21 protein-coding genes and 1 pseudogene are annotated in these 23,034 nt (G+C 32.7%); 12 read left to right on the top strand and 10 right to left on the bottom strand.

From position 1 onward, the window contains the following. The 4 genes and pseudogenes from UMM65_RS15985 to UMM65_RS15970 all read right to left on the bottom strand — a co-directional run. Nucleotides 1-210, bottom strand: a pseudogene (locus UMM65_RS15985) (conjugal transfer protein); the annotation flags it as partial. 45 nt (nt 211-255) lie between these two features. Further along, nucleotides 256-2,670 carry a TraG family conjugative transposon ATPase gene (locus UMM65_RS15980; RefSeq protein ID WP_321977971.1) on the bottom strand — a complete coding sequence of 805 codons (2,415 nt, stop codon included), beginning with the start codon at nt 2,668-2,670 and terminating at the stop codon, nt 256-258. A gap of 21 nt (nt 2,671-2,691) precedes the next feature. Then, nucleotides 2,692-3,000, bottom strand: a complete 309-nt coding sequence (locus tag UMM65_RS15975) for a hypothetical protein (RefSeq protein WP_321977969.1) — start codon at nt 2,998-3,000, stop codon at nt 2,692-2,694. An 86-nt stretch (nt 3,001-3,086) separates the two neighbouring features. Beyond that, on the bottom strand, nt 3,087-3,374 hold the full coding sequence (locus UMM65_RS15970) for a hypothetical protein (protein ID WP_321977968.1): 288 nt from the start codon (nt 3,372-3,374) through the stop codon (nt 3,087-3,089). 231 nt (nt 3,375-3,605) lie between these two features. Here UMM65_RS15970 and UMM65_RS15965 point away from each other — a divergent pair, with 231 nt between their 5' ends. Next, on the top strand, nt 3,606-4,226 hold the full coding sequence (locus tag UMM65_RS15965; RefSeq protein WP_321977966.1) for an N-acetylmuramoyl-L-alanine amidase family protein: 621 nt from the start codon (nt 3,606-3,608) through the stop codon (nt 4,224-4,226). Between the two features lie 137 nt (nt 4,227-4,363). On the opposite strand, the gene UMM65_RS15960 is transcribed toward UMM65_RS15965, so the two are convergent. The 6 genes from UMM65_RS15960 to UMM65_RS15935 all read right to left on the bottom strand — a co-directional run bounded on the left by UMM65_RS15960 (nt 4,364) and on the right by UMM65_RS15935 (nt 8,137). Next, the gene (locus UMM65_RS15960) at nt 4,364-5,185 is read right to left on the bottom strand and encodes an HNH endonuclease signature motif containing protein (protein ID WP_321977965.1); all 822 of its coding nucleotides are present in this window, start codon (nt 5,183-5,185) and stop codon (nt 4,364-4,366) included. A 134-nt stretch (nt 5,186-5,319) separates the two neighbouring features. Further along, the gene (locus tag UMM65_RS15955; RefSeq protein ID WP_321977964.1) at nt 5,320-5,976 is read right to left on the bottom strand and encodes a P-loop NTPase family protein; all 657 of its coding nucleotides are present in this window, start codon (nt 5,974-5,976) and stop codon (nt 5,320-5,322) included. Beyond that, nucleotides 5,960-6,679, bottom strand: coding sequence for a hypothetical protein (locus UMM65_RS15950; protein WP_321977963.1), 720 nt, complete (start codon nt 6,677-6,679; stop codon nt 5,960-5,962). The genes UMM65_RS15955 and UMM65_RS15950 overlap by 17 nt, the downstream gene beginning before the upstream one ends. A 31-nt stretch (nt 6,680-6,710) precedes the next feature. Beyond that, entirely contained in the window at nt 6,711-6,989 is a 279-nt protein-coding gene (locus UMM65_RS15945; protein WP_321977961.1) for a helix-turn-helix domain-containing protein, read from the bottom strand. A gap of 273 nt (nt 6,990-7,262) precedes the next feature. Then, nucleotides 7,263-7,799 carry an RteC domain-containing protein gene (locus UMM65_RS15940; protein ID WP_415859567.1) on the bottom strand — a complete coding sequence of 179 codons (537 nt, stop codon included), beginning with the start codon at nt 7,797-7,799 and terminating at the stop codon, nt 7,263-7,265. Continuing rightward, nucleotides 7,745-8,137, bottom strand: coding sequence for a hypothetical protein (locus UMM65_RS15935; protein ID WP_321977960.1), 393 nt, complete (start codon nt 8,135-8,137; stop codon nt 7,745-7,747). Before UMM65_RS15935 ends, UMM65_RS15940 begins: the two co-directional genes overlap by 55 nt. Before the next feature lie 382 nt (nt 8,138-8,519). Between UMM65_RS15935 and UMM65_RS15930 the strand changes: the two genes are divergently transcribed. The 11 genes from UMM65_RS15930 (at nt 8,520) to UMM65_RS15880 (ending at nt 23,027) form a co-directional block, all read left to right on the top strand. After that, on the top strand, nt 8,520-9,197 hold the full coding sequence (locus UMM65_RS15930; protein ID WP_321977958.1) for a hypothetical protein: 678 nt from the start codon (nt 8,520-8,522) through the stop codon (nt 9,195-9,197). 127 nt (nt 9,198-9,324) lie between these two features. Next, nucleotides 9,325-11,226, top strand: a complete 1,902-nt coding sequence (locus UMM65_RS15925) for an O-antigen ligase family protein (protein ID WP_321977956.1) — start codon at nt 9,325-9,327, stop codon at nt 11,224-11,226. A gap of 387 nt (nt 11,227-11,613) precedes the next feature. Further along, nucleotides 11,614-12,519: an IS982 family transposase gene (locus tag UMM65_RS15920; RefSeq protein ID WP_321977954.1), complete on the top strand. Its 906-nt coding sequence runs from the start codon at nt 11,614-11,616 to the stop codon at nt 12,517-12,519. A gap of 121 nt (nt 12,520-12,640) precedes the next feature. Continuing rightward, entirely contained in the window at nt 12,641-12,949 is a 309-nt protein-coding gene (locus UMM65_RS15915) for a hypothetical protein (RefSeq protein ID WP_321977952.1), read from the top strand. A gap of 56 nt (nt 12,950-13,005) precedes the next feature. Beyond that, nucleotides 13,006-14,247: a 6-bladed beta-propeller gene (locus tag UMM65_RS15910; RefSeq protein ID WP_321977950.1), complete on the top strand. Its 1,242-nt coding sequence runs from the start codon at nt 13,006-13,008 to the stop codon at nt 14,245-14,247. Nucleotides 14,248-14,251: 4 nt separating this feature from the next. Then, a complete protein-coding gene (locus UMM65_RS15905; protein ID WP_321977948.1) occupies nt 14,252-14,878 on the top strand; it encodes a hypothetical protein in 627 nt (208 codons plus the stop codon). Next, nucleotides 14,868-15,287, top strand: a complete 420-nt coding sequence (locus UMM65_RS15900) for a DUF1573 domain-containing protein (protein WP_321977946.1) — start codon at nt 14,868-14,870, stop codon at nt 15,285-15,287. The genes UMM65_RS15905 and UMM65_RS15900 overlap by 11 nt, the downstream gene beginning before the upstream one ends. An 18-nt stretch (nt 15,288-15,305) precedes the next feature. Then, complete coding sequence (locus tag UMM65_RS15895) at nt 15,306-16,409, top strand: efflux RND transporter periplasmic adaptor subunit (protein ID WP_321977944.1); 1,104 nt, start codon at nt 15,306-15,308, stop codon at nt 16,407-16,409. Nucleotides 16,410-16,416: 7 nt separating this feature from the next. Then, on the top strand, nt 16,417-18,402 hold the full coding sequence (locus tag UMM65_RS15890) for a hypothetical protein (protein WP_321977943.1): 1,986 nt from the start codon (nt 16,417-16,419) through the stop codon (nt 18,400-18,402). A gap of 10 nt (nt 18,403-18,412) precedes the next feature. Further along, nucleotides 18,413-21,496 (top strand): efflux RND transporter permease subunit, encoded by a 3,084-nt coding sequence (locus tag UMM65_RS15885; RefSeq protein ID WP_321977942.1) that lies wholly within the window; start codon nt 18,413-18,415, stop codon nt 21,494-21,496. Further along, the gene (locus tag UMM65_RS15880; protein ID WP_321977940.1) at nt 21,483-23,027 is read left to right on the top strand and encodes a TolC family protein; all 1,545 of its coding nucleotides are present in this window, start codon (nt 21,483-21,485) and stop codon (nt 23,025-23,027) included. Before UMM65_RS15885 ends, UMM65_RS15880 begins: the two co-directional genes overlap by 14 nt. Nucleotides 23,028-23,034 lie beyond the last annotated feature (7 nt).

Genomic DNA, 23,034 nt, shown 5'->3' with positions numbered 1-23,034 from the left:
ACTTACCTTTTCAATGCGTTCCTTTTGTTCCTTAAGAAAATTTACCGTTTTTATCAATTTGTCAGTTTGTTTTCCAGCCTCGGTCAACGCTTTTCCCAACTGGACATAATTGGTATGGTCATACACAGGATCCCCCTGGGCCACACCGTGGCCTTTTAGTAAAAAAGCAAGTAACGCTGTGAATAGGATTTTTTTAATTATATTTTTCATGGTTTTTGATTTTTAAAATTTATAAATAGTATTATTAAGAGCAGTCTATGACTGTTTGAGAAATAATTTGATGGCTTTTTCCATATTTTGGTGTTCTTCATAAAGTTGCATTATGGTCTCATTCTCTACACCATCGGTCAGATAGGCGGCATATACCTCTGGTGGGACTTCCAATCTGAAAATATTGCTCTCTTTACCAATCTTGATAAACATTTCTGTGTATTTACGTTCACCAGTTAAATTGTTCCGTATTGACTTTAGTTGATTGAGGTCGTGTGAAGTCAGGCTAAGCCTGTGTTGAAGTTCATCATAGCCTTTTTCATTGTATAAACTGTAAATGACCTGTGTGTTTTCCAAAATACTGGCAGAAGTCGCATTGCTGGGCAGTTGATTGATAGATTGCAAAATGATACCAATAGCTCCATTCTGTTTACGGATGGCTTGATAATAGTATTCCACACTTTCCAATACATTTTCAAATTTGAGCTGTTTGGCAAACTCGTCAAAAAGGATAATTCCCCTTTCAGCTTTGTTTTGCCATATTGTTCTTTGAATGGCTGACTTGATTAGTTTAAGCATAACTGACAAAATTTCTTTATTTTCCTTGACTTCATCCAATTCAAATACTATCAAGCGTTTGTCTTCAATTCTGTAGGTCTGGTCTTTATTGACGTTGAACAGAAAACTATACAATCCATTACCCACATATTCCGAGAGGATATGAAGAAAATCATTTAGGTTCAAATGCCTTTCATGAATGTTTAAGGTGGTTAATAATACATTCTTTTGGGCTTCCACGAATTGATATAAGGAAGCCAACGAGTGGGTGTTATTGACACTATTTTGGTAATAATATTGCAGTACTTTTTTTAAGGCTACGGATTGTGCTTTGGAGGCTTCTTTTTTTGAGGCCAACAGTTCCAATAGGAAAATAGTTAAGTCTTCTAATCGGTCTGGCTCTACATCTGTTCCCTTGGTACTTTTAGGAATATAAAATGGATTTATCCCTAAATTTTTGCCATGCTCATAGCGTAGTATCACATGGTCTTTGGGATAGAGTTTGGCAAATTTGGCATACGAACCGCCCAAATCGATAATGACGAGTCGGACACCAGCCTCAAAGTATTGTCGCAAGATATTATTGGCCAAAAAGGATTTTCCTTCTCCTGTGGGAGCGAATATGGCAAAGTTCCTTGCCTTGATGCGTTTCTTTTGTTCATCCCAGACATCTTTTAATACCGGGATGTTATGTTGTCTATCATTAAAAATGACGCCAGTGGCGTCTGACTGGTAATTTGTATTGTTAATATACAGGCAAAGGGCATGTTTTAAATCGGTTACATAAACATCTTCATTGGAGAAATTGGAAGCATAACAAAAGTAACTGTTCACAAAATAGTGCTTCCGTTCTTCACCTTTGGGATAATAGGGTACAATATCCAATTCTTTAAACTCCGCCTTAATATTGGAGGCAATTTCTTTTAGCCCCTGCGGCTCGCAGCACCAGAAGAGGATGTTGAGATGGCCTCTGATGATCTGTGAGGTTTCATCTTCATTTATTTGACTCAGGATATGCTCAATCTTTTTGAGAACCACTCGGTTTTGCGTACCAAAATTGATGCTCTTTTTTAGTTCTTCAATCTTTCGCTCCAGTAGTTTTCTCCATTTGTGTTTATCATCTAAATAAAGGATTTGATTCACGATATGATTTTCATTGATACTTAATCCCAATCCATCGATAAAACCTTGATGGAATATAAAATCATTAGATGTGAATTTATCATTGGGTTTACTGGTTTGTACCACATCACCAAAACACAGTTCACTATTGACTGCCAACACATCAAAATGATGATCGCCGATTGCGATATCATTATTGTTCAATAAAATGTCCGTATCAAAATCTTTATTAAAGCCATTAAAATAGGTATTGGTTAGGGATAGGATTTCGTTCTCGTTCAATTGTAACAATGACATCTTTCTACTGTTATTGATAAAAGAAACAGCGTCATTAACTGCTGATATAAATGCTTGAGCGGTATGGTCAAGTTTGGTATAAATGCTTTTTTCTAAACTTCGAAAAGGATTGGTGTATTTTGAGGCATTTAAGGCTTTGTTGTGGGGTAGTATAAAAAACAAATAACAATGATGCTTTAGATACTCCCTTCCTTTAAAATGGTTATTCGTGGCTTTTTGCAGGAAAGTACTGTCATTTAATTTATCTGCAACATAATGACTTTTTTGGTAAATATCCTGTTTATGTACAACCGTAGCGGTTGGCAATGACTTAAAGGCTTGAAACCACGTACCGTGCAAATCTTCAAAGTCTTTTTCGGAAAGGGAATACACTTCTGGGAGTGATGTTTTGTAACAAAGAATGACATTTCCGTTATTGGCAAACACGATATGCCCTTGTATATCGACGATGGGATGGTATGCGGAAAGGTTTATTTTTTTCATGCTTAAAACCAGTTTTATTTTCTAATAATTTTCTTTTTTACTAAATCCCTCGGTGAGGGAAAGACACGCTTTTTTATTACTAATTGTTTTGGGAAATACTTTTCTGAAATAAAAATGAGAAGGGTTTTTGGTCAAATAGACTAAAGCGATGTATAGGACAATATTGAATATCAACGCCGTAAGAATCACAATGAAATCAAATGAAAAAATGATAACCATAAACGAACCGATAATGGAGGTCATCATTAGGGCAAACAAGGAAATGGACAAGCCCATAATCTCGGCTTGTTTTCTCATATTTCTATACACTTCAAATTTTTTCAAACTCATTGAGTTTTTTATTATTTATATTAAAAATGCAATAATTAATAAATTGCCTAATATCGCTTACCTGCCTGCCGGAAGGCAGGGCGACCTTAGACTACGATTCCGATTAAATAGGTAAAGATGCCAACTACTGCTCCCGCAATCAGTACAAAGACCAATACGCGAGTAATCCCTTTTTTGAGATCCGAATTTTCTCCGAAGAAATGCCCTGCATTAAATAGGAAGCCAATTAGGAAAATGACGCCCAAGATGATGGGGAAAATAGAACGGACGGTTTGAGAAACATCATTTACGGAATCTTCTATACCCCCGATTTGTGCAAAAATGGGAGAGGTGATAAAAAGGATTACTGTGGTCATCGAAATTGATTTTTTCATAAGAAATCTGTTTAAAATTTTACTTGATTTTGATATATGAAAAATAGTGTATATTGTAATACAAAATATTGATAATCAGTATTTTGTGAATAAAATAAATTTTAAATTAGATTATTTTCCTTTGATGTAATTTGGCATCAAATACTATTAAAATTGGAAAGTGTGATGTTGATAACTGTAAAAAATTGGAAGTGTACAACGCTCAAAAACGTCATTTTTCTGATATTCCTCATGAAAATCTGCCTTGTTTTTGGACAGAATGATGCTTCTAAAAAAGTCATTGTTATTGATCCTGGACATGGTGGAATTGATCCAGGGGCAACAGGCGTAAATGGTGTTTTGGAAAAGGATGTGGTTTTGAATATTGCTAAGGAATTGATTAGACTTAACGAAACGCTATTTGAGGGTAATTTTGATATTTATTTGACCAGATATACTGATACACTTATTTCTTTAGGAGATAGAGCGAAGTTGGCAAAAACCTTAAAAGCTGATGTTTTCGTATCTTTGCATTGTAACGCTTCTCAGGTGTTTTCAAAAGGAATGGAAGTTTATGTGCATCATTCCAATAAACTTTATACTAAATCTTCTATTGCTTTTGGGTTATCTGTTCTGAATGAAAGTACCGAAAAACTGGGTTTTAAAAAACGAGGGGGTAAGTTTGCAAATTTTCAGGTGTTGCGGGAAACGGTCGATTTTTGCCCATCAATTTTGATAGAAACGGGGTTTGTTACAAATACTGATGAAGCTAGTTATGTTAAGAAACCTAAAAATATTAGAGCTATAGCGTTGGCTATTTTAATGGGTTTGTATAATTATTTAAATATGGACGATGAAAGAATTTTTAATTGAAGTTGTTAAGAGTTTGAGAGAAGTAGTTTTAATAATTTTTAAAGAAACTGTTACCACTATGAGAATTTTATTTCGACAAAAGAAAAAAACTAAAAACTAGTTTCTTTCATCAAAAGAACTTTGCCATCAATATTCAATCAACTAGCAGTCTGAAAAGTTAATAATTTAAGTTTTCCTTCTTTTGGCTTGGAATCGTCAGCAGTTAATGAGTATTTAAATTCCAGTTCTTTTATAGTTTCAGCTAGAGAATCCATTGACTGACACCCCTTGTAGTTTAGGTAAAATAAGTTAGTATCAATAACCTCTTCTCCTCTGTTCATATTTAGAATAATAAATTCAACAGAGGTGCTAAATGAAGTTTCTTCTCTGTAAATTGGATTTCTAGAAAAAAGTATTTCTACTGGATTACCATTGACGATAGGAAAAAATTCAATCTTTACTTTTTTATAATCTTTAACTCCAAAATTATTAACGAATAAATCGATTGAGAAATATCCATAGTCATCATTAAAAGTATTCCTTATCCAATTTGGAAAAAATTTGTTTGACCTTTTATGTTTAGAAGATCCTGTAATAAGATAAAGCTCAATTCCAGACTGATCGTCATTCGCTCTTATTCCTAATTTTTTACTTTCCAATACGGATAACTCATGTTGCTTTTTTATGTTAAGCAACCTTTCTCTGGAGTAGTCTTTACTTGCCTTATCTATTTGTATATGATGATTGTTACATAAAAGAATTAAATTTTTATAAGAATTATCTGGTCTAATACTCTTAGTACTTCTTGCATTTTTTTCACTAAACGGAATAATATGAGCCATATTACTAAACTTTATTGTCCCTGATTTCTCAAAATCCTTTATAAGATAACAGTTACATATGGAACATTTACCATCAGCTTTGAGCCATAATTTTACAAAATCATCTCTATGGACATATCTGCTCTTTTTACTAGCCATAGTTAGAATAAAAAATTTATAGTTGAAATATATGAATTTAATTTCGTTTGTCCTCACTTTCCAAATCAAACGCCACCAAATTAAACAATTAGCTCGTGTTATTTTTATTTTTTTTTAAAGGAACTCGTGAATGTTCAACTTCTCTTGTCAACAGACTTTGCATCAAAACTTATCAAGTTGAACATTTGTCGCATTCGACTACGCACACGATTTCCATACCATTCTTCCAATTCTTGGGCATTCAAATTTGTGGTGGCATGGGTAATTGCTTTGTGTGATATCCAAAAATCATATCGGCTCAATAAAATTTCACCCATTACATTGCAATCATTGCCATAATGTTTTAAATTTTGCTCTATGCCCAGATCATCGAAACAAAAACTTTTTGTTTTGTTATAACTCTCAATAACCTGATGACCAATCTTTTGATATTCAAATGAAATGTTTCTAGCGGACTGCATTTGGTACTGCCTTTTTTTTGGGACAATATGTCTTATCAAACTCATCAATGAAGTTTTCCCACACCCAATAGGTCCAGTCAACAGAATTCCTTTATTGAGATTTAGATTATGCTTTTTACAATTTGCTTTATCTCGGATAATGTAGATCAGTAGTTTATAAATGATTTTAAAATCTTTTTCATAAATTTTAAAATGTGCCCCAAATAATAACTTTCCTTTGACATCTAGGTAGGTTAATGTTTTGACTAAATCGTAGTAAATAGTGTCGTCTTTAATCTCTCCGAGGATATATTCCCTTCCTTGTTCTTTTATTTTATAAAGGCTCTCCATAATTCTTGTCGGTGTTTACATTGAGGTTATTCAATTTTTGTACGGGTGCAACCCTTGTTTTTTCTTTTTTTCGGCTCCGCTCAAGACTTGTTTTTATTTCGTCAGCTTTTAACATCCAACTTTGAGCTGTTGATTGCCAATCAATAATTTTTGATTTGCCACCTACTTTCCAGCCGATACTTTGGTAGTGGTTATAAAATTTTTTTGCCTCTAATGCTGACCAATTTTTTTTTGAAAAGAAATCAATAACTTCATTTTCATTTTTGGGTTGCCGTTTAAGTTTAATATGTTTATTGTTTATATATGTTTTATATGGTATCAGAGCTTGTCCATTTTCTATATAAGCTGGAGACAGAGCTTGTCCATTTTCTTTGTACGTTCGTGCCATAGCTTGTTTAGGAGCGGTACAAAAATTGAACATGATAACACTGCTCCCTTTAAATGGATTATGGGAAGGATGGTATTCCAAATATCGCCAATGATGTAATTCTTTGATACACTTGTGATAAGTAACCTTCGAGCCTATTTTAGATAGTTTCATAATTTCTTCCCTACAGATAGAAAAGGGATTACTGAAACGGCCTAAATTCCAATATTGGAAAAGAGCAAGATACATACTGATGTGCGTAGGGTTTAACCTTTTATCTTTGGCGAACTTTTCCATTACGGCTGAAAGCTGTTTGATGTAATTTATTTGTTCCATGATTTAAGTGAAATTTACTTTTTAGTGAAAATCAAAACTTGTTGTGAATCTTGTTTTGTTCCAATACTTTATTGATTTCATCGTAATCATAATACAGCACGCCTCCAACTTTGGTATAGGGTAAAGTTCCATTAATTCTAAGATTTTGTAAAGTACCAGGCGAAATACCTAATAGTTCTCTAACTTCTTGAGACTTGAGCCATTTCTTTGTGGCTCGTCCAGTTTGATTGTTCAATAATTTTTTGATCTCATCCAGTAATTCCATTTTGAATTCCAGAAGATCTTCTGTGGTAATAATTGTTGCTGCCATTTGTAAAACGATTTTAAAACAAAGCCGCCAAGGGTTAAACTTTTAAAATGGCGACTTTGCTCCGATTTGACTTTCGTTCAACAAATTTGAGTAGTTCTATTGGAATTTTTTCACAAGTTGTACCCAACTTGGGTGATTTTTTTACTCATTTATTTTGGAGTAAAATGGATGTAAATGGTTAATGAGAAAGTAGATTGAGCTACTAATTAAGGCTAAATTGTATGATGTCTTGTTCAGTTTTTGAACTACCAACTTGGGTACAACTTGGGTGTTTTATTCATCAATATCATCCATGCGTTTTTTTAGTGAACTGCTTAACTTTTCTAAAAATTTAGTCCTTCCCGTTTTCCGGTTTCTGATTTCTAAAAAGGTTCTGTAATAGTCCCCTATTTCTACATTGAATATTCGTTCGGTCAAAGAAGCTATTTCTTTTATGTCGGCAGCTCCGCTATTGATGGCTCCACTGCTATGCAATGCGTAAATCAATTCTGTTAGTGCTACTTTAGAGGAAGTCCAACGCAATCTTGACTTTTTATGCAGGTCAAGTGTAGCAAGTGCTTTTGGATGCTTTAGATTGTACAATCTGTTTTGAAGATAGATAGCTAACTTATCATAACCTTTGAGCTGTCCTAAAAGAAAATCATGCGAAGTACTAAATTCTGGAATGCGATAGTAAAAACTGGTATTAGATGAATTTAATCCATTATTATTAGCTCTTAAATAGTAGAGTTTATCTAAGTGGGTATTTCTCCCGTTCACATACTGAACAAAATCAATATTATCATCATAAAATTTGTTGATTTTTTTGATTTTAGTTTTAATGTGCCTCTTTTGATAACCAATGGAAACCTTTGGAATTTTAATTCCAAAGAATGGATTTCAATAAAATATACCAGTTTGCTTAAAGGATGGATTTTGACCTTTTTAAAAAAATGAATTTCTTCATCCTCGTTCTTAAAACCATTTTTTTGAACAAGATGGTTCATTTGTGAAAGAATATCTTTGCAAGTAATTATGGAAAAATTCGCTTGATCTATAATTTCTGAATGTTCATCTTTAATTTTTGATAATTGGGTGTCAAGTTTTTGGAGTAATTTTTCAAATTTCATAGCGTTGATTTTTGAAAGAATGCCAATCACATTTTCCATTAAATCTTTGTTAAAAATTTATGTAGTGTACTTAAAAAAGTGTAATCAACATCAGGTTAATATAAATTGTTAACATAATTTTAACAAAAATTGTGCCTGATTCCTAGTTTATTGAGATAAATATAATTTACTTTCTAAAATATTTTATTTTTATATGGAGATAGGGTATACTTTGATTTTAACGTTATTGTGTCTTCCAAAACTTTTTTATCTAAAATTTTGGATTAAGGTTTAGTAGTCTCTTAAAAGGGGGAAAACACCCCTAAGCTGGGGGATTTCTCCCCTTTCTTTGATTTTTACATATAATCAACCTATATTTTATGGATTATTACCAATAATTATGTATTTTTAAAGAGTATTTGACTGAATTATTAGATATAAAATGGAAAATTTATATAATATACTATTAATTGATGATCATCCTTGTGTTTTAGAATACTATGACTTAATTCTAAATAAAATTAGCCAAAATAATTTTGAGTTAAATTTTAACATTGACAAAGCATTTGATTATTATGAAGGTATTGATAAAATAAAACAAGCATCTTTAAATAAAGGCCGTCATATAATAGTTTTAGATATGAGGCTTGGTAAATCTCCGGAAGGAAAAGTCTTGTTTGGTGAAGACTTAGGCTTATTGGCCAAACAATTGATCCCAAATGTCAAAATTATTATAAGTACTTTTTACGATGACGCTTTTAAAATAAATTCAATTATTCACAAACTAAATCCATTAAGCCTTTTAATAAAAAATGATTTTGATAAGGATATTTTTGAAAATGCTATAAAATCTGTTGTTGAAGGAAATCCATACTATTGTAATAAAGTTAATAGAATTTTGCAAAAAAAGAATGAGTTAGATTATATACTGGACGAGATTGATTTAAAAATATTGTATGAATTGTCCATTGGAACTAAAATCACTTTTTTACCTGATATTGTAAATATGTCAATGAGTGGTATTGAAAAAAGAAGACGTAAGTTAAAAGATATTTTTCGGGTAAAGTCTAAAAATGATCGACAACTCGTTTTAATAGCTAAAGAAAAAGGATTCATTTAGTATGATTACAAGGCCTTGAAAAGTACAGATTTCCCTTACTTTTTTTGTGGTTTTTTTTTCTTGTTTCTATGTGGTTTAAAGTAAATTTGAAGAGATATTTTATTCATCAATGGTTTCAGTTATAAATGTGGAAAGAACTAAGGCTCCTTTAATATTTTTAAGTTTACTATTAGTTGTACTACCTCAGATTAATCTTATTGGTTATGTCCAACCTACCATTACAAGTAAATTCATTGTTTTTGCTTATAGTTGTTTAGTACTTGTTGGAGGATTTATAATTATGTTCAGTGTATCAGGACTCAAAGCAATTCAAATTACTAAACTAGATATATTTCTGTTTTTGCTTTTAGGATATATAACTATAAACAGATATTTCATTCAACCAAATTTTGGTTTTTCTATACGCTATATGGAATTGCTTGCCTTAGGAATTCTATATGTTGTTTTAAGAACTTTTCCAATAAAATCTTATATATGGTTATTATTGGCTATTGTAATTTCTGGAATTATACAAGCCATTTATGGAAACCTTCAATTATTGGGTTATTACCCCTCAAACCATTCCGGGTTTAAAATGACCGGAAGTTTTTTTAATCCAGGTCCTTATGCTGGTTTTTTGGCTGCAGTATGGCCTATTACTTTAGGTATGTATTTGTTTAAAGAAAATATAATAGCCTATATACAGCCATCAATTAGAAGTACCTCAAGAATATCAAGAAAAATAATTCAGTATATTTTCGAATACACCCCCCTATTGGGTCTTATCAGTATTATATTAGTAATTCCAGCAACGCGGTCACGAGGTGCTTGGCTGGCTGTACTAGTTAGCAGTTTTATTTTGTTGGAGTTTAAATATCATTTCATTCAGGGTATGTTTAAGAAGACATATGGAGTAAAAAGAATCACCTTACTATTGGTTACATTTATTATTTTTTGCAGTGGTTTGTGCGGAATCTATCAATTTAAAAAAGGGTCCTCTGATGGACGTTTGTTTATATGGAAGGTTACTGCCGGAATTATTAAAGATTTTCCTGTGACCGGAGTGGGTTTTGATAGATTCAAGGCTCATTATATGGATTATCAGGCAAATTATTTTAAAGAACATGGAGAAACACGGGAGGCTTTGGTTGCAGATAATACTTACTATGCTTTTAATGAATGGTTGCAATTTGTAAGTGAAAATGGTCTTGTAGGAGCAGTGTTAATGGTTATTGTATTATTTACATTATTTAAAATACAGGTCGTTGATAAAAACAAATATATTTTTTTAATCGCGAAAGCAACGTTTTTGGCGATTGGTGCATTTGCTTTTGTTTCCTACCCAATGCAAATATTACCTATTAAAGTAGTTTTAGCAACACTACTTGCTCTTTTAGGATGCTTGAATATGCAAGTCTTTAACCGTTTTAGCTTTAAGAAAAACCACGGACCATATTCCACATGGATATTCAAAACAGCTTTTCTTCTGTTAGGTTCCATTGGGATTTATAAAGGAATTGTCTATACCAAAACTTTGGATAAAAACTTTAAAAAATGGCAAATAGCATCAAGTATTTACAAATATGGAGACTATCAAGGCTCAATTAAGGAATTTGAAAATGCCTACCCTATGTTAAAAACAGATGGCGATTTTTTAATGAACTATGGCAAGTCCCTCATAATGAATAAAAATAGTGAAAAAGCCCTCCAGATTTTGGAAGAGGCAAAGTTATATTTAAACACGACCATTATAGAAACGGCTTTAGGTGATGCTTATAAAGATGTAAGAAAATATAAAAGAGCCGAATTAGCATACCAACATGCGTATTATATGATTCCAGCTAGGTTTTACCCTTTGTATTTACAAGCTAAATTATATGAGCAAAGTGGGCAAATCGATAAAGCCAAGGCAATGGCAAAATCAATATTGACTAAGGATATAAAAGTACCCTCAACGGCCATCAAAGAAATAAAAGCTGAAATGAAAATGATTGTAAAAAACAACAATGCCACCGCCATTCCAAGTGAAGCAAAAAAATCTTATCAATAGAAAAGAAAAAATAGTGCCTGTAAACTTAACATATAGACCGGATTTAAAAAATGTTAACCAACTAACAATGGTCTTTGTTATTTTGTTTCAAACAATTTTAAGTATAACCGAACTTACTTATAGGCCTCATAAATTGACTACTAACGTAAGACCGCTAAAAGACAATAAAGAACAAAGGGAGACCGACCCAAAACACAACATTTTACTCGCAATAAAATTTCAGTTTTGGTAGCTCCCCTTGAGGGGGCAAAGATATAATTAAAAACGATATTCGATATACTTAACGTGAGTTCGACGAAAAAAAGTGTTAAAATACAAGGGAAAAAAGCAGAAAATTCAGTATATTTAAGTAATTGAAATTCAAATATTTAACTAAATTTTCCACCTATGATTTCCGATACTAAAATTACACAAATATTCTGTTCAATTGATGATTTTTGTCAAGAATTTGTTCCTTTTTGGCAAAAAAGCCTGCTTACCAACGGTAAAAAACGTATCCGTGCCTCAAAGATGAGCTTGTCCGAGGTAATGACCGTTCAAGTTTTATTTCATCTGTCCGGTTACAGAACATTTAAAGAATTCTACATTGGATATGTCCGTAAATATCTGCGGAGCGAGTTTCCCGATACGGTTTCGTACAACCGCATGGTAGAACTAAAACGAGATAGCTTTATGCCATTGGCAATTTATATAAAAACCTGTGGTCTGGCAAATTGTACGGGGATCAGCTTTATAGACTCAACACCGCTTCGGGTGTGTGATAAAAGAAGAATCGACCAACATAAAACTTTTAAGGGCATAGCCCAAAGAGGGCAATGTTCCCTAGGGTGGTTCTATGGGTTTAAACTACATATCGTTACCAATGACCAAGGCGGGATTATTGACTTTATGATTACAAAAGGCAATGTGGACGACCGTAAACCGCTACGATTTAAATCGTTCGTTAAAAAACTATTTGGAAAGTTGTTCGGGGATAAAGGATATATCTCCAAAGAGCTTTTTACCGAACTGTTCTCTAGCGGTGTGCACCTTGTAACAAAACTAAGAAAGAACATGAAAACAAAACTCTTGACACCAATGGCAGATGTATATTACCTAAGAAAAAGAGCAATCATCGAAACAATATTCGACCAACTCAAAAATATTTGTCAAGTAGAACATTCAAGGCACAGAAGTATTGCAAATTACTTCAACAACATATTCACGGCATTGATCGCTTATAATTTCAAGGATAAAAAACCATCGCTGAAAAACAAATTTGTTGAAACCAATCAACTATATTTACCTTTTTAGTTATATCGAACTCACGTTACTTAGTTAAAGGAATCTAAAAGACCTTTCTCCCAAAGTATTCATAAAGACAAAAGCCAATGAGTTTTATGCTTTCTATTTATTAATTTAAAATATTATAAAAATGAGAAAAATAATTGGAATTTTAGGAGTTGTTGCAATTGTAATAACTATGTTATTAAATGTTTCACTTCAAAGTAGTAGTGTAAATGGATTTAATAGTACTGTTGATTTAGCATCAATTATATCAACAGCATCAGCTCAAACGGAGAGCTGTAGCCAACCAGCTAATGACCCTCCGATTGTAGGTTACGATGACTATGTTGCAGGTTGGTGTTACGACAGTTATGGTAATGATTGCGGAACTACTACCTGGTGTAGTGCCGCTCCATCTGGTCTTTGTTACGGGTGGCAGTGTGAAGTATTTATTTAATTATTCAAAGAGTCGACGTCAATTATGACATCGACTCTTTACTAAAAAAATTAATTATGAGTAAATATTATCTTTCTATTTTTAATTTGGTAGTGATAATTGCGTTTTTCACTTCTTTCACTTCTTGTAAAGATAACCAAACACCATACAGCAATATCAATGTAATAGATATTTCAAAGACTTTTAATAAAAAACAAAAAACTAATTTAAGTACAATAGTGTCTAATATTGAGTATATTCAATTGCAAGGCGACAGTATCTCTTTTTTAGGTCAAATATATTACCCGAAGAGAAATATTAAATTCTTAGGTGATAAAATATTGGTCAGTGATGCCAGTGATAAATTATTATTATTTAATTCTAAAGGTGAATTTTTAAACAAAATTGGCAATGTGGGGCGAGGTCCTCAAGAATATATTAAGCCAGATGATTTTACTATTATTAAGGACAATAAAGGTATATTGGTTGTTGTATTTTCAGCTGCCCAACAAAAAGCATTAATATACACACTCAGTGGCGATTATATAAAAGAGTTATCTATTGATTTTTGGCCAATTAGTTTAACTTCTACTAAAAATAACTTAGTCTTTATTAATAATATTGGTAGGAGAAGACCATCAAATTACCATACACTAAGCATTGTTTCCTCTAATGGTGACTTAAAAAAGCGATTCTTATATAAAGCAAATGAAAAGAAAATAGAAATGACTAAGACATTGGGATTAAGTGCCATGTACAATTCTTATACCTTAAACGATAAGTTAAGTTATTGGGAAAAAGACTATGATACAATTTGGAGAATTACGAATGCACTTGAAATATTGCCCAAATATGTTATAGACATTGGAGGTAATAAAATGCCTTTTAAAGAGCAAACGAAATCGAACATAATTGATTTTAATGAAAGAAGTAAGTATAATGCAATTACAGAAGTTCAGGAAACTTTAAGGTTTTTCTATATAACTTCAAGTATTAAGGGTCGACTTCATCGTGTGTACTATGATAAACTGTTGAAAAAAGGCTCTTGTGTTGAATTCAAAAAAAACTATGGCAAAGGTATCAATTTTTCATTTTACAATGATATAGACGGCGGTATGCCCTTTTGGCCTCAGGGTCAAGTTTCAGATAACAAGATGTTCAAATTGATTTATGGTTACGAACTAAAAGATTATTTAGATAGACAGGGGGGCAAAGCTAAGTTTTTGGACAAAGAGGCTAGAGAAAGGTTGTTAAAACTGGCGGAAAACGCCAAAATATCCGACAACCCTATTTTAATGGTCGTTACTTTAAAAGAGTAATGTTATGAAGAATAACACTATTATTCTGATAATGCTTACAATTCTGCTCATAGGTTTTAACGCTAAACTCTTGTTAAAAGCCAAAGATCAAGAATCTGCAAGTAATTCAAAGTATAAAGAGTTGCAAAAAGAGCTAGAGCAAAACGAAAAGAGATACCGTAACAATTTTCATTTTGAAACCCAAAACGAACAGCTATACTTGGACAAAAATTTAAAACTTATCGGTATAGATGGTGATACCGTTTTTGCTAAAAATGTTTTTAACAATGCCAAATTAGTGCTCCGCTATACCGAAAGCAATTGTAGGATGTGCATAGATGCAGAGCATGATATTTTAATCCAAAATGCGAATAATATAAAAGAAAATGTAGCTGTTTTAAGTACTTACGACAGATTGAGAGGAGCGTTTATGGATGCAAAAAAACTAGCTAAGAGCGGTTTAAAAAATATAGAAATTTATTTGGTGCCCTATGCTTTGAAATTACCGTTGGAACAGCAAAACATACCTTATTATTTTGTGGTAAATAAAAATTTGAGGGTGTCCAGTTTATTGGTGCCGGCAAAAGAAGACCCAAAGCTGTCGATGCACTATGTAAAGTCAATATTAAAAAATTTAAATCATGAAAAATAAAATAAATTATTTACCCCTTATCTTAATATTGATATTGTTTTCTTACTGCTCTAAAAAAAATGCCTCTATACAAAGAACGACTATTGAATTTGCTAATAACATTCATGATTTTGGAAGCATAAAAAGTAAGCAATATGCGAACGCTATCTTCAGTTTTTCCAATTCAGGAAACAACCCCCTTATCATTACAGATGTAAAAACTACTTGCGGGTGTACCGTACCAGAATATCCAAAAGAACCATTACTACCCAATGAAAAAGGAGAAATAAAAGTAATTTACGATGCTAAATACCCTGGGCGTTTTAATAAGACCATTACAGTGTTTTACAATGGTAAAGATTCACCAAAAACGCTAGCTATAAAAGGAGAAGTGGCTTACCCAAAAGAATTTGATACTTTTGTTAATTAGAAATTTTAAATTAAAAATATGATAATAAAACCATTTATTCTAATAAGAATAATCTTGTTTCTTTTAGCAATTGTTTGCTTTTCTTGTAAAAGAGGACAAGCCAAAGCACAAAAAGAAACCGCAGAGAAAAAACAATTCTTACCCAAAAAGAATGAGGTAGATGTTATGGTTTTAAAACAAAAAACCTTTAAAAAAGAAATAGTAAGCAATGGCAAGTTGGTAGCTTTACAAAAAAACCAGTTAAAGTTTGATGTAAGTGAAAACTTAGAAAAACTCTATGTAAAAAATGGCGACTATGTAAAAAAAGGACAAATACTGGCAGTTTTAAAAGCATTTACTTATCAGCAAGCATTTACCAAAACAAAAATAAGTTTAAAAAAGGCAGAACTTGAGTTTCAGGATAAGCTAATAGGACGAGGATATGACAACTTTGATGAGGGTAATATTCCAAGGGAAGAATATGATATGCTCGCCATCCGCTCTGGTTATAAAGATGCCCTTCATGAACTGCAAAATGCAGAATTCAATCTGAAGTCCACAAGGCTTGTTGCCCCTTTTAATGGTAAAGTTGCCAATATAAAAAGCAAACAGCACGAATATATTAATGCAGGTACAGAAGTGATGACCTTGATCAATGACAACGTTTTTGAAGTAGAATTTTATTTGATAGAATCCGAGGTATCCGAGATAGCAATAAACGGTCACATACAAATTGAACCTTTTGCATTAAAAAAAATCTATCAAGGCAAAATAACCACCATAAACCCCCAAGTTGAAAAAGACGGTACTATTTTGGTAAAAGCGAAAGTGAAAAATGATGGCCAGTTATTAGAAGGTATGAACGTAAAAGTCTTCATTCAAAAAGATATTCCTAATCAGTTTGTAGTGCCCAAGACTTCAGTAGTATTACGTCAAAATCAAGAAGTGTTATTCATTATAAAATCAAGTAAAACCTATTGGACTTATGTACAAACAACTAATGAAAACAGTAAGCAATATACCGTAATACCAGATCCCAATAAAAGTAGTGCCAACTTAAAGTCTGGAGATACTATTGTTGTAGCTGGTAATTTGAACTTGGCACATGATATAGAGGTTACCGTTAAAAATGTAATAGATTAAATAAAGTATGAGTCATAAACATTTTTATACCATCATCACAGCATTATTGTTAAGCCTATCTTCCTGTAGTAAAATACCAAAAAATGTCCAACAAGCATTAGAATTGGCAGGAAATAATAGAAGAGAGCTTCAAAAAGTGATAGACTATTATCAAGCACCACAAGACAGTCTTAAATTAAGAGCAGCTTATTTTTTAATCGGAAATATGAGTAACAAGTATAGTTTGTCAGGTGAAAAGTTGGAAAATTACGATGTTATTTTTGACAAAATTCAAGAAATTTCAAAAAAAAAGGCTTTTGATTATAAGAATTGGGAAGATGATAAATCAATTAGGGTGGATAGTATTTGGAAAGAAGTTACAAGAAAAGTAGGTGTTTTAAATCCTAGAGCCCTTGAAGTAAAACCAGATATACGCTATATATCCTCTAAATTTTTAATTGAAAATATAGAATATGCTTTTAAAGCTTGGGAATTACCTTGGAGCAAGCATTTAAGTTTTAATGAATTTTGTAAATACATTTTGCCATATCGCTTTAGGGATGAGGTCTTAACATCATGGAGACCTTATGTCTTTAACAAGTATTTACCTCTTTTGGATTCCCTTCAACATATCAAAGACCCAGTTACTATATGTGACACCATTAACAGAAAATATACATCTCTATGGAAATACAGTCATGTACTAACTAGTTATCCCGTAGCCATGACCATGCAGAATATGGAAAAAGTAAATATGGGCTCTTGTACCCATCAAGCTGGATTGGGCATATTTGTCATGAGGGCTCTGGGAATTCCTGTAGTACACGAGCAAGTTCCGCATTATGGGAATAGGAGTCTAGGACATGATTTTAATGCTGTTTTAAGTAAGGACGATAAATTTTTGGATTTTGAAGTTGGGAACGTTAAGATGGGAAACGTTGTTGATACAAGAAAAAGTTGGAATTTTTTAATCCCAAAAATATACAGACAAACATTTTCTTTTAATGAAAAGTCGTTAGCTGAAACGAAATCTTCTCAAGAAGAAATTCCTCCATATTTTAAGAGCTCTAATATTATTGATGTCACTGCCCAATACCTTCCAGTTAGTGATATTACCATAGATCTTAGTCAGCCTGCTCCAGAAGGCTCAAATCATGTATATCTTTGTGTATTTGACAATAAAAACTGGAAAGCAGTCGCTTGGGCAAAAATCAATAATGGAAAAGCTTTATTTAAAGATATGGGTAAAGGTTTTGTATATATGCCAATGTATTTTGGTGAGAATGGCTTTTCGCCTGCTTCTAGTCCAATTAATGTTGATATAAATGGGGAAATAAAATACATAGAAGCAAAGGAAAGCATCCATCAAATGGTTTTAAAAATGAAATATCCAAATAGAAAACGGTTTAATCATATTCTTTTGAACGGGAAGTTCGAAGGAGCCAACCAAAAAGATTTTAGTGATGCTAAAATTTTATACGTTATTAAAGACACATTGGAAGCTCCTATTCCTCACGAAATAGAGATATCTAAACCTGAAAAGTATAGATATGTAAGATATCTTTTTCCTGAAAACAATAAAGGATATATTGGTGAAGTATCTTTTTTTTCAAAGGACAAAGAGAAAAAGCTACAAGGAAAAGTAATATCGTCTTCAGATCTTTCAAAAAGAACCGATTTGGGAAATGTATTCGATGGAAATGTACTAAGTTTTCTTCAACAAAATTATGATATTCCAGGAACATGGGTGGGTATGGATTTTGGCTCCACAAGGCAAATTTCAAAATTATCTTTTTGTCCCAGAACAAGTAAAAATAATGTTTGGAAAGGATTAAATTATGAATTGTTTTATTGGAATAATCGATGGACATCCCTTGGAGTTAAAAAAGCGGAAACATATAGTTTGACTTATAAATCTACAGTTTCTGATGCACTATACCTATTAAAATGTTTAGATGAAGGTAAAGAAGAAAGAATTTTTACATACGAGAACGGAAAACAAATTTGGTGGTAAAAAATAATTTATGGTAAAATTCCTGATTAAAAAACCCATTGCGGTAGTAATGGCAGCCTTAGGTATTCTCATTTTAGGGCTGTATGCCCTTGGGCTTGTCCCCGTGTCTTTAATGCCAGATGTTGATATTCCCGAGATTACGGTACAAGTATCGGCAGAAAATATGTCCGCAAGACAATTAGAAGATGCAGTTGTAAAACCGCTTCGCAGAAATCTCATGCAGTTGAGCCATTTAAAGGATATTAAGAGTGAGGCTAATAACGAATCCGCTGTTATCCGTTTACGATTTAATCACGGCACAAAAATAGATTATTCGTTTATTGAGGTTAATGAAAAAATAGATCGTGCCATGGGCAGTTTCCCCAAAAGCATGAAACGTCCCAAAGTCATAAAAGCGAGTGCAACAGACATTCCTGTATTTTATTTAAGCATGGTCTTAAAGGAAGGTAAAACCAATTCTGCCTCTAATAAAGACCTATATCCCGTATCTCAAGAATTTGTAGATTTCAACCGTTTTACCAATCAGGTAATACGTAAACGTATTGAACAAGTTGATGAAGTAGCTATGGTAGATATAAGTGGTTTGGTAGCACCAGAAATATTAATTATTCCAGATAACAATAGACTCACGGCGTTAGGCATTAGTTTAGATGAACTAGAAGCAAATATTAAGAAATACGACTTAGAGATTGGCAATTTACTTATAAAAGACAACCAGTATCAATACGATGTCCGCTTAGGAAACACCTTAAATAATATTCAAGAAATAAAAAACATCTACATTCATAAAAACAATCGTGTTTTTCAGTTAAAAGAACTTGCCGAAATCATAGAACATCCCCAAAAAAGAACAGGCTTGGTTTTGTCCGATGGTAAAGAAGCTGTTACTATGGCTATCATTAAACAAAGTGATGCTAGAATGGGAGATTTAGAAGCCTCTTTGAATCAACTGTTGGATTATTTTAAAACCGATTACCCGAACATTGATTTTACCATTACCAGAGATCAGACCAAGTTGCTGGACTATGCCATAAACAATCTGTTCCAAAGTTTGTTGTGGGGTATGCTTTTGGCGTTTGGGATTATGTTTCTGTTTTTAAAAAATGTAAAATCCCCTCTCCTGATTGGAATTACTATCCCTACCTCTATTATCGTTTGTTTACTGTTTTTCCAATTGTTCAATATATCAATAAATATTATATCCCTATCGGGATTGGTTTTGGGCATAGGGTTGATGATAGATAATTCCATTATCGTTATTGATAATATTACTCAGTACAGGGAACGTGGTTACGAACTAACTGAAGCCTGCGTAAAAGGCACAAACGAGGTTATAAAACCCTTATTGAGTTCGGCCTTGACTACTTGTGCGGTATTTATTCCCTTGATTTTTTTGAGCGGTATTAGTGGGGCTTTGTTTTACGACCAAGCAATGGCCATCAGCTTTGGCTTATTTGTGTCTTTTATTGTGTCTATTACCTTGTTACCGGTATTGTATCGATTGTTTCACTTTAAAGATTCTAAAAAACAAGGACGCGTTACTCGGCTTCTTACTAAGGTCAACCGATTGAATTATGAAGCCCTTTATGAAAAAGGGTTTCAATGGGTAATGCGAAAACAAAAACTAGCATGGGGTATCAGTTTTATTTTACTTCTTTTGGGCTTCGGCTTATATACACTTCTACCAAAAACACAAATGCCCGAATTTACCAAGACCGAAACGCTATTAAAAATAGATTGGAACGAGCAAATCCATGTAGAAGAAAATAAAAAACGTATCTTAGATTTATTAAACCCCATAAAGGATAATTTAATTAATCAAACGGCTTTAGTGGGCAACCAACAATTTATTTTAGATAAAACTACCGAAGCCAAGGCGTCCGAAAGCACTATTTATTTACAGGGTAAAACATCGGAAGACTTGGCTTCTTTAAAAGCTACGCTACAAGCAAAAATTCAAAAAGAATATCCCAACTCTTTGTTTCAATACAAGGATGTTGACAATATTTTTAACCTGATTTTTTCTGATGGCGAGGCAAATTTAACTGCACGTTTACGGTCGTTAGAAAACGTGGGAGGTGGTCAAAACAATACCCTTAAAACCTTGTGGTATCAATTGCAGGAAAACTCAGGAGATGTTGAGTTAAAACCTATTGTTTGGCAAGACTATATGACCTTAGTGGCCGATCAAGAAAAATTAATGACTTATGATATAAGTGCTCAAAACATTTTCAACGCTTTAAAAAGTGCCTTTAACGAAAGGGATATTCTATCAATAGTCGATAATCAAAATTTTGTTCCCGTAATTTTGGGCGGTCCGTCAAAACAGATTAATAGTATTTTAGAAGAAACGACCGTAATGTCTCAAGATAGTGCTATATTCCATATTAAAGACTTCATCAAAGTGGTTTCTTCAACCGATTTAAAGACCATTACAGGAGGATCAGAAGGGGAATATTATCCTGTACCGTTACAAGTCAATTCCAATAGAATTTCTCAAACTATGGAAAATGTAAAAAACATAGTGGGCAAGAACACTTGGTACGATGTTAGTTTTTCAGGTAGTTATTTTGAGGATCAGGAACTAATGAAAGAACTTCTAGGTGTTATTGTAATTTCGTTGTTGTTGCTCTATTTTATTCTGGCCTCGCAATTTGAATCATTTACCATACCGCTAATTATTTTACTAGAAGTACCGTTAGATTTGGCAGGAGCGTTTCTGTTTCTGAAATTGTTCGGAATGAGCATCAACCTAATGTCCATGATCGGTATTGTTGTAATGGGTGGTATTATTATCAACGATTCCATTCTAAAAGTGGACACTATCATTCAATTACAACGTCAAGGGTATTCATTGCTAAAGTCACTGCTTGTTGCTGGACAACGTCGTTTAAAACCAATTCTTATGACCAGCTTAACCACAATCCTCGCTTTAGTGCCATTATTGTTATCAGGTGGCTTGGGTTCAGAGCTACAAGCACCATTGGCCGTTGCATTAATTGGAGGTATGTTATTGGGAACTTTAGTAAGCCTTTACTTTATACCGCTTTGTTATTATTATCTTTCAAAAATTAAGCTCAATGTTAAAAAGTGAAACTTACAATAAAAATCGAATGCTGGTTCGTGTATCCAAATTCTATTTGATACTATTGGGTATTTTATCTTGTAGCTCTATTATGGGTCAGCAAACACCAGACACCGTTCAACTTAAAAAAAACATATCGTTAAATGAGGTATTAAATTTAACCAGTCAAAACTCTTTAGAAGCCTTTAAAGCCAAACGAAAGTATGGTGTAAACTATTGGAAATACAGGTCCTTTAAATCAAGACTGTTACCAAAAATAAATTTTGAAGCAAATCCATTTACATATAACAGAGCTTTAATAGAACGCTATGATTCTCAGCAAAATATTGATGTATTTAGACTACAGCAAAATTTAAATTCTTATGCCAATGTTTCTATTAATCAAAACATCAGAGCTACGGGTACGAGCTTGTTCATCAACTCAAGTTTTAACAGACTGAAAAATTATGGCGATTTTGATTCAGAAAGTTATACGGCAACTCCTGTACGTATCGGTCTAGTACAACCCATCATGGCATTTAATCCGTTTAAATGGGAACACAAAACCGCTCCATTGCAATATCAAAAAGCCAAACAAGAGTACTTATATGAACTGCAATCCATAAATTTAAAAACAATCGACTTGTTTTTTGATTGGGCATTGGCTGGTAAAAAAGTGGATATAGCCAAAGAAAACAAACTATCCGCTGAAAAATTATTTAAAATTGGCAAAAAAAGGTATGATTTGGGCTCAATTGAAAGGAATGATGTTCTTAATTTAGAACTCGATGTGTATAACGCGAATACTAATCTAACACTAAATGAACAAGCTTTAAACAAGGCAAGAAATGCTTTAAGATTATTCTTAAGAGATGATTTGCCGAATAATTCAGCTCCTATGTTACCGGAGCTAATTCCTGATTTACAAATAGACATTTCAGAAGCTACCGAATTGGCAAATGCAAATAATCCAAAAATTATTGACTTGGAATTGCGTAAAACTGAAGCGTTAAGAGATTTGGATAAAGCGATAAAAGACAATCGGTTCGATTTATCTATAACTGCCAGCTATGGTTTAAACCAACAAGCAAATACGTTTAGAGATGCTTATGGAAATTTACTGGATCAGCAAATGGTATCGGTTAACTTTAGCATTCCTATTTTAGATTGGGGGGAACGACGAGGCAACATAAAAACCGCTAAAATGAATAATGAAGTTATAGATATAGAGTTACAACAAGATAAAGACAAAATTAAACAGGACATTGCTCAAAAGGTTATTGATTTCAATATTCAGCAAGAATTGGTTGAAGGTGCTTTAAAAACCAGTGAAATTGCTAGGAAGTCTTATGAAATTACTGAAAAAAGATATTTATTGGGAAATTTAGATTATCTGAAGCTCACTTCATCTAGGCAAGCATGGCAATCGGCAACTGAACAATATATAACGAGTTTATTAAATTATTGGAGATTATATTTCGAAGTGCAACAATTAACTTTATACGATTTTATGAATAAAGTACCTATAGAACAAGATTTTGATGCAATTCTTAGTAATTAAAAAACAA

The sequence above is a fragment of the Aureibaculum koreense genome (genome assembly GCF_034296135.1).
GTDB lineage: Bacteria > Bacteroidota > Bacteroidia > Flavobacteriales > Flavobacteriaceae > Aureibaculum.
This window is presented reverse-complemented; position numbering and strand designations above follow the sequence as displayed.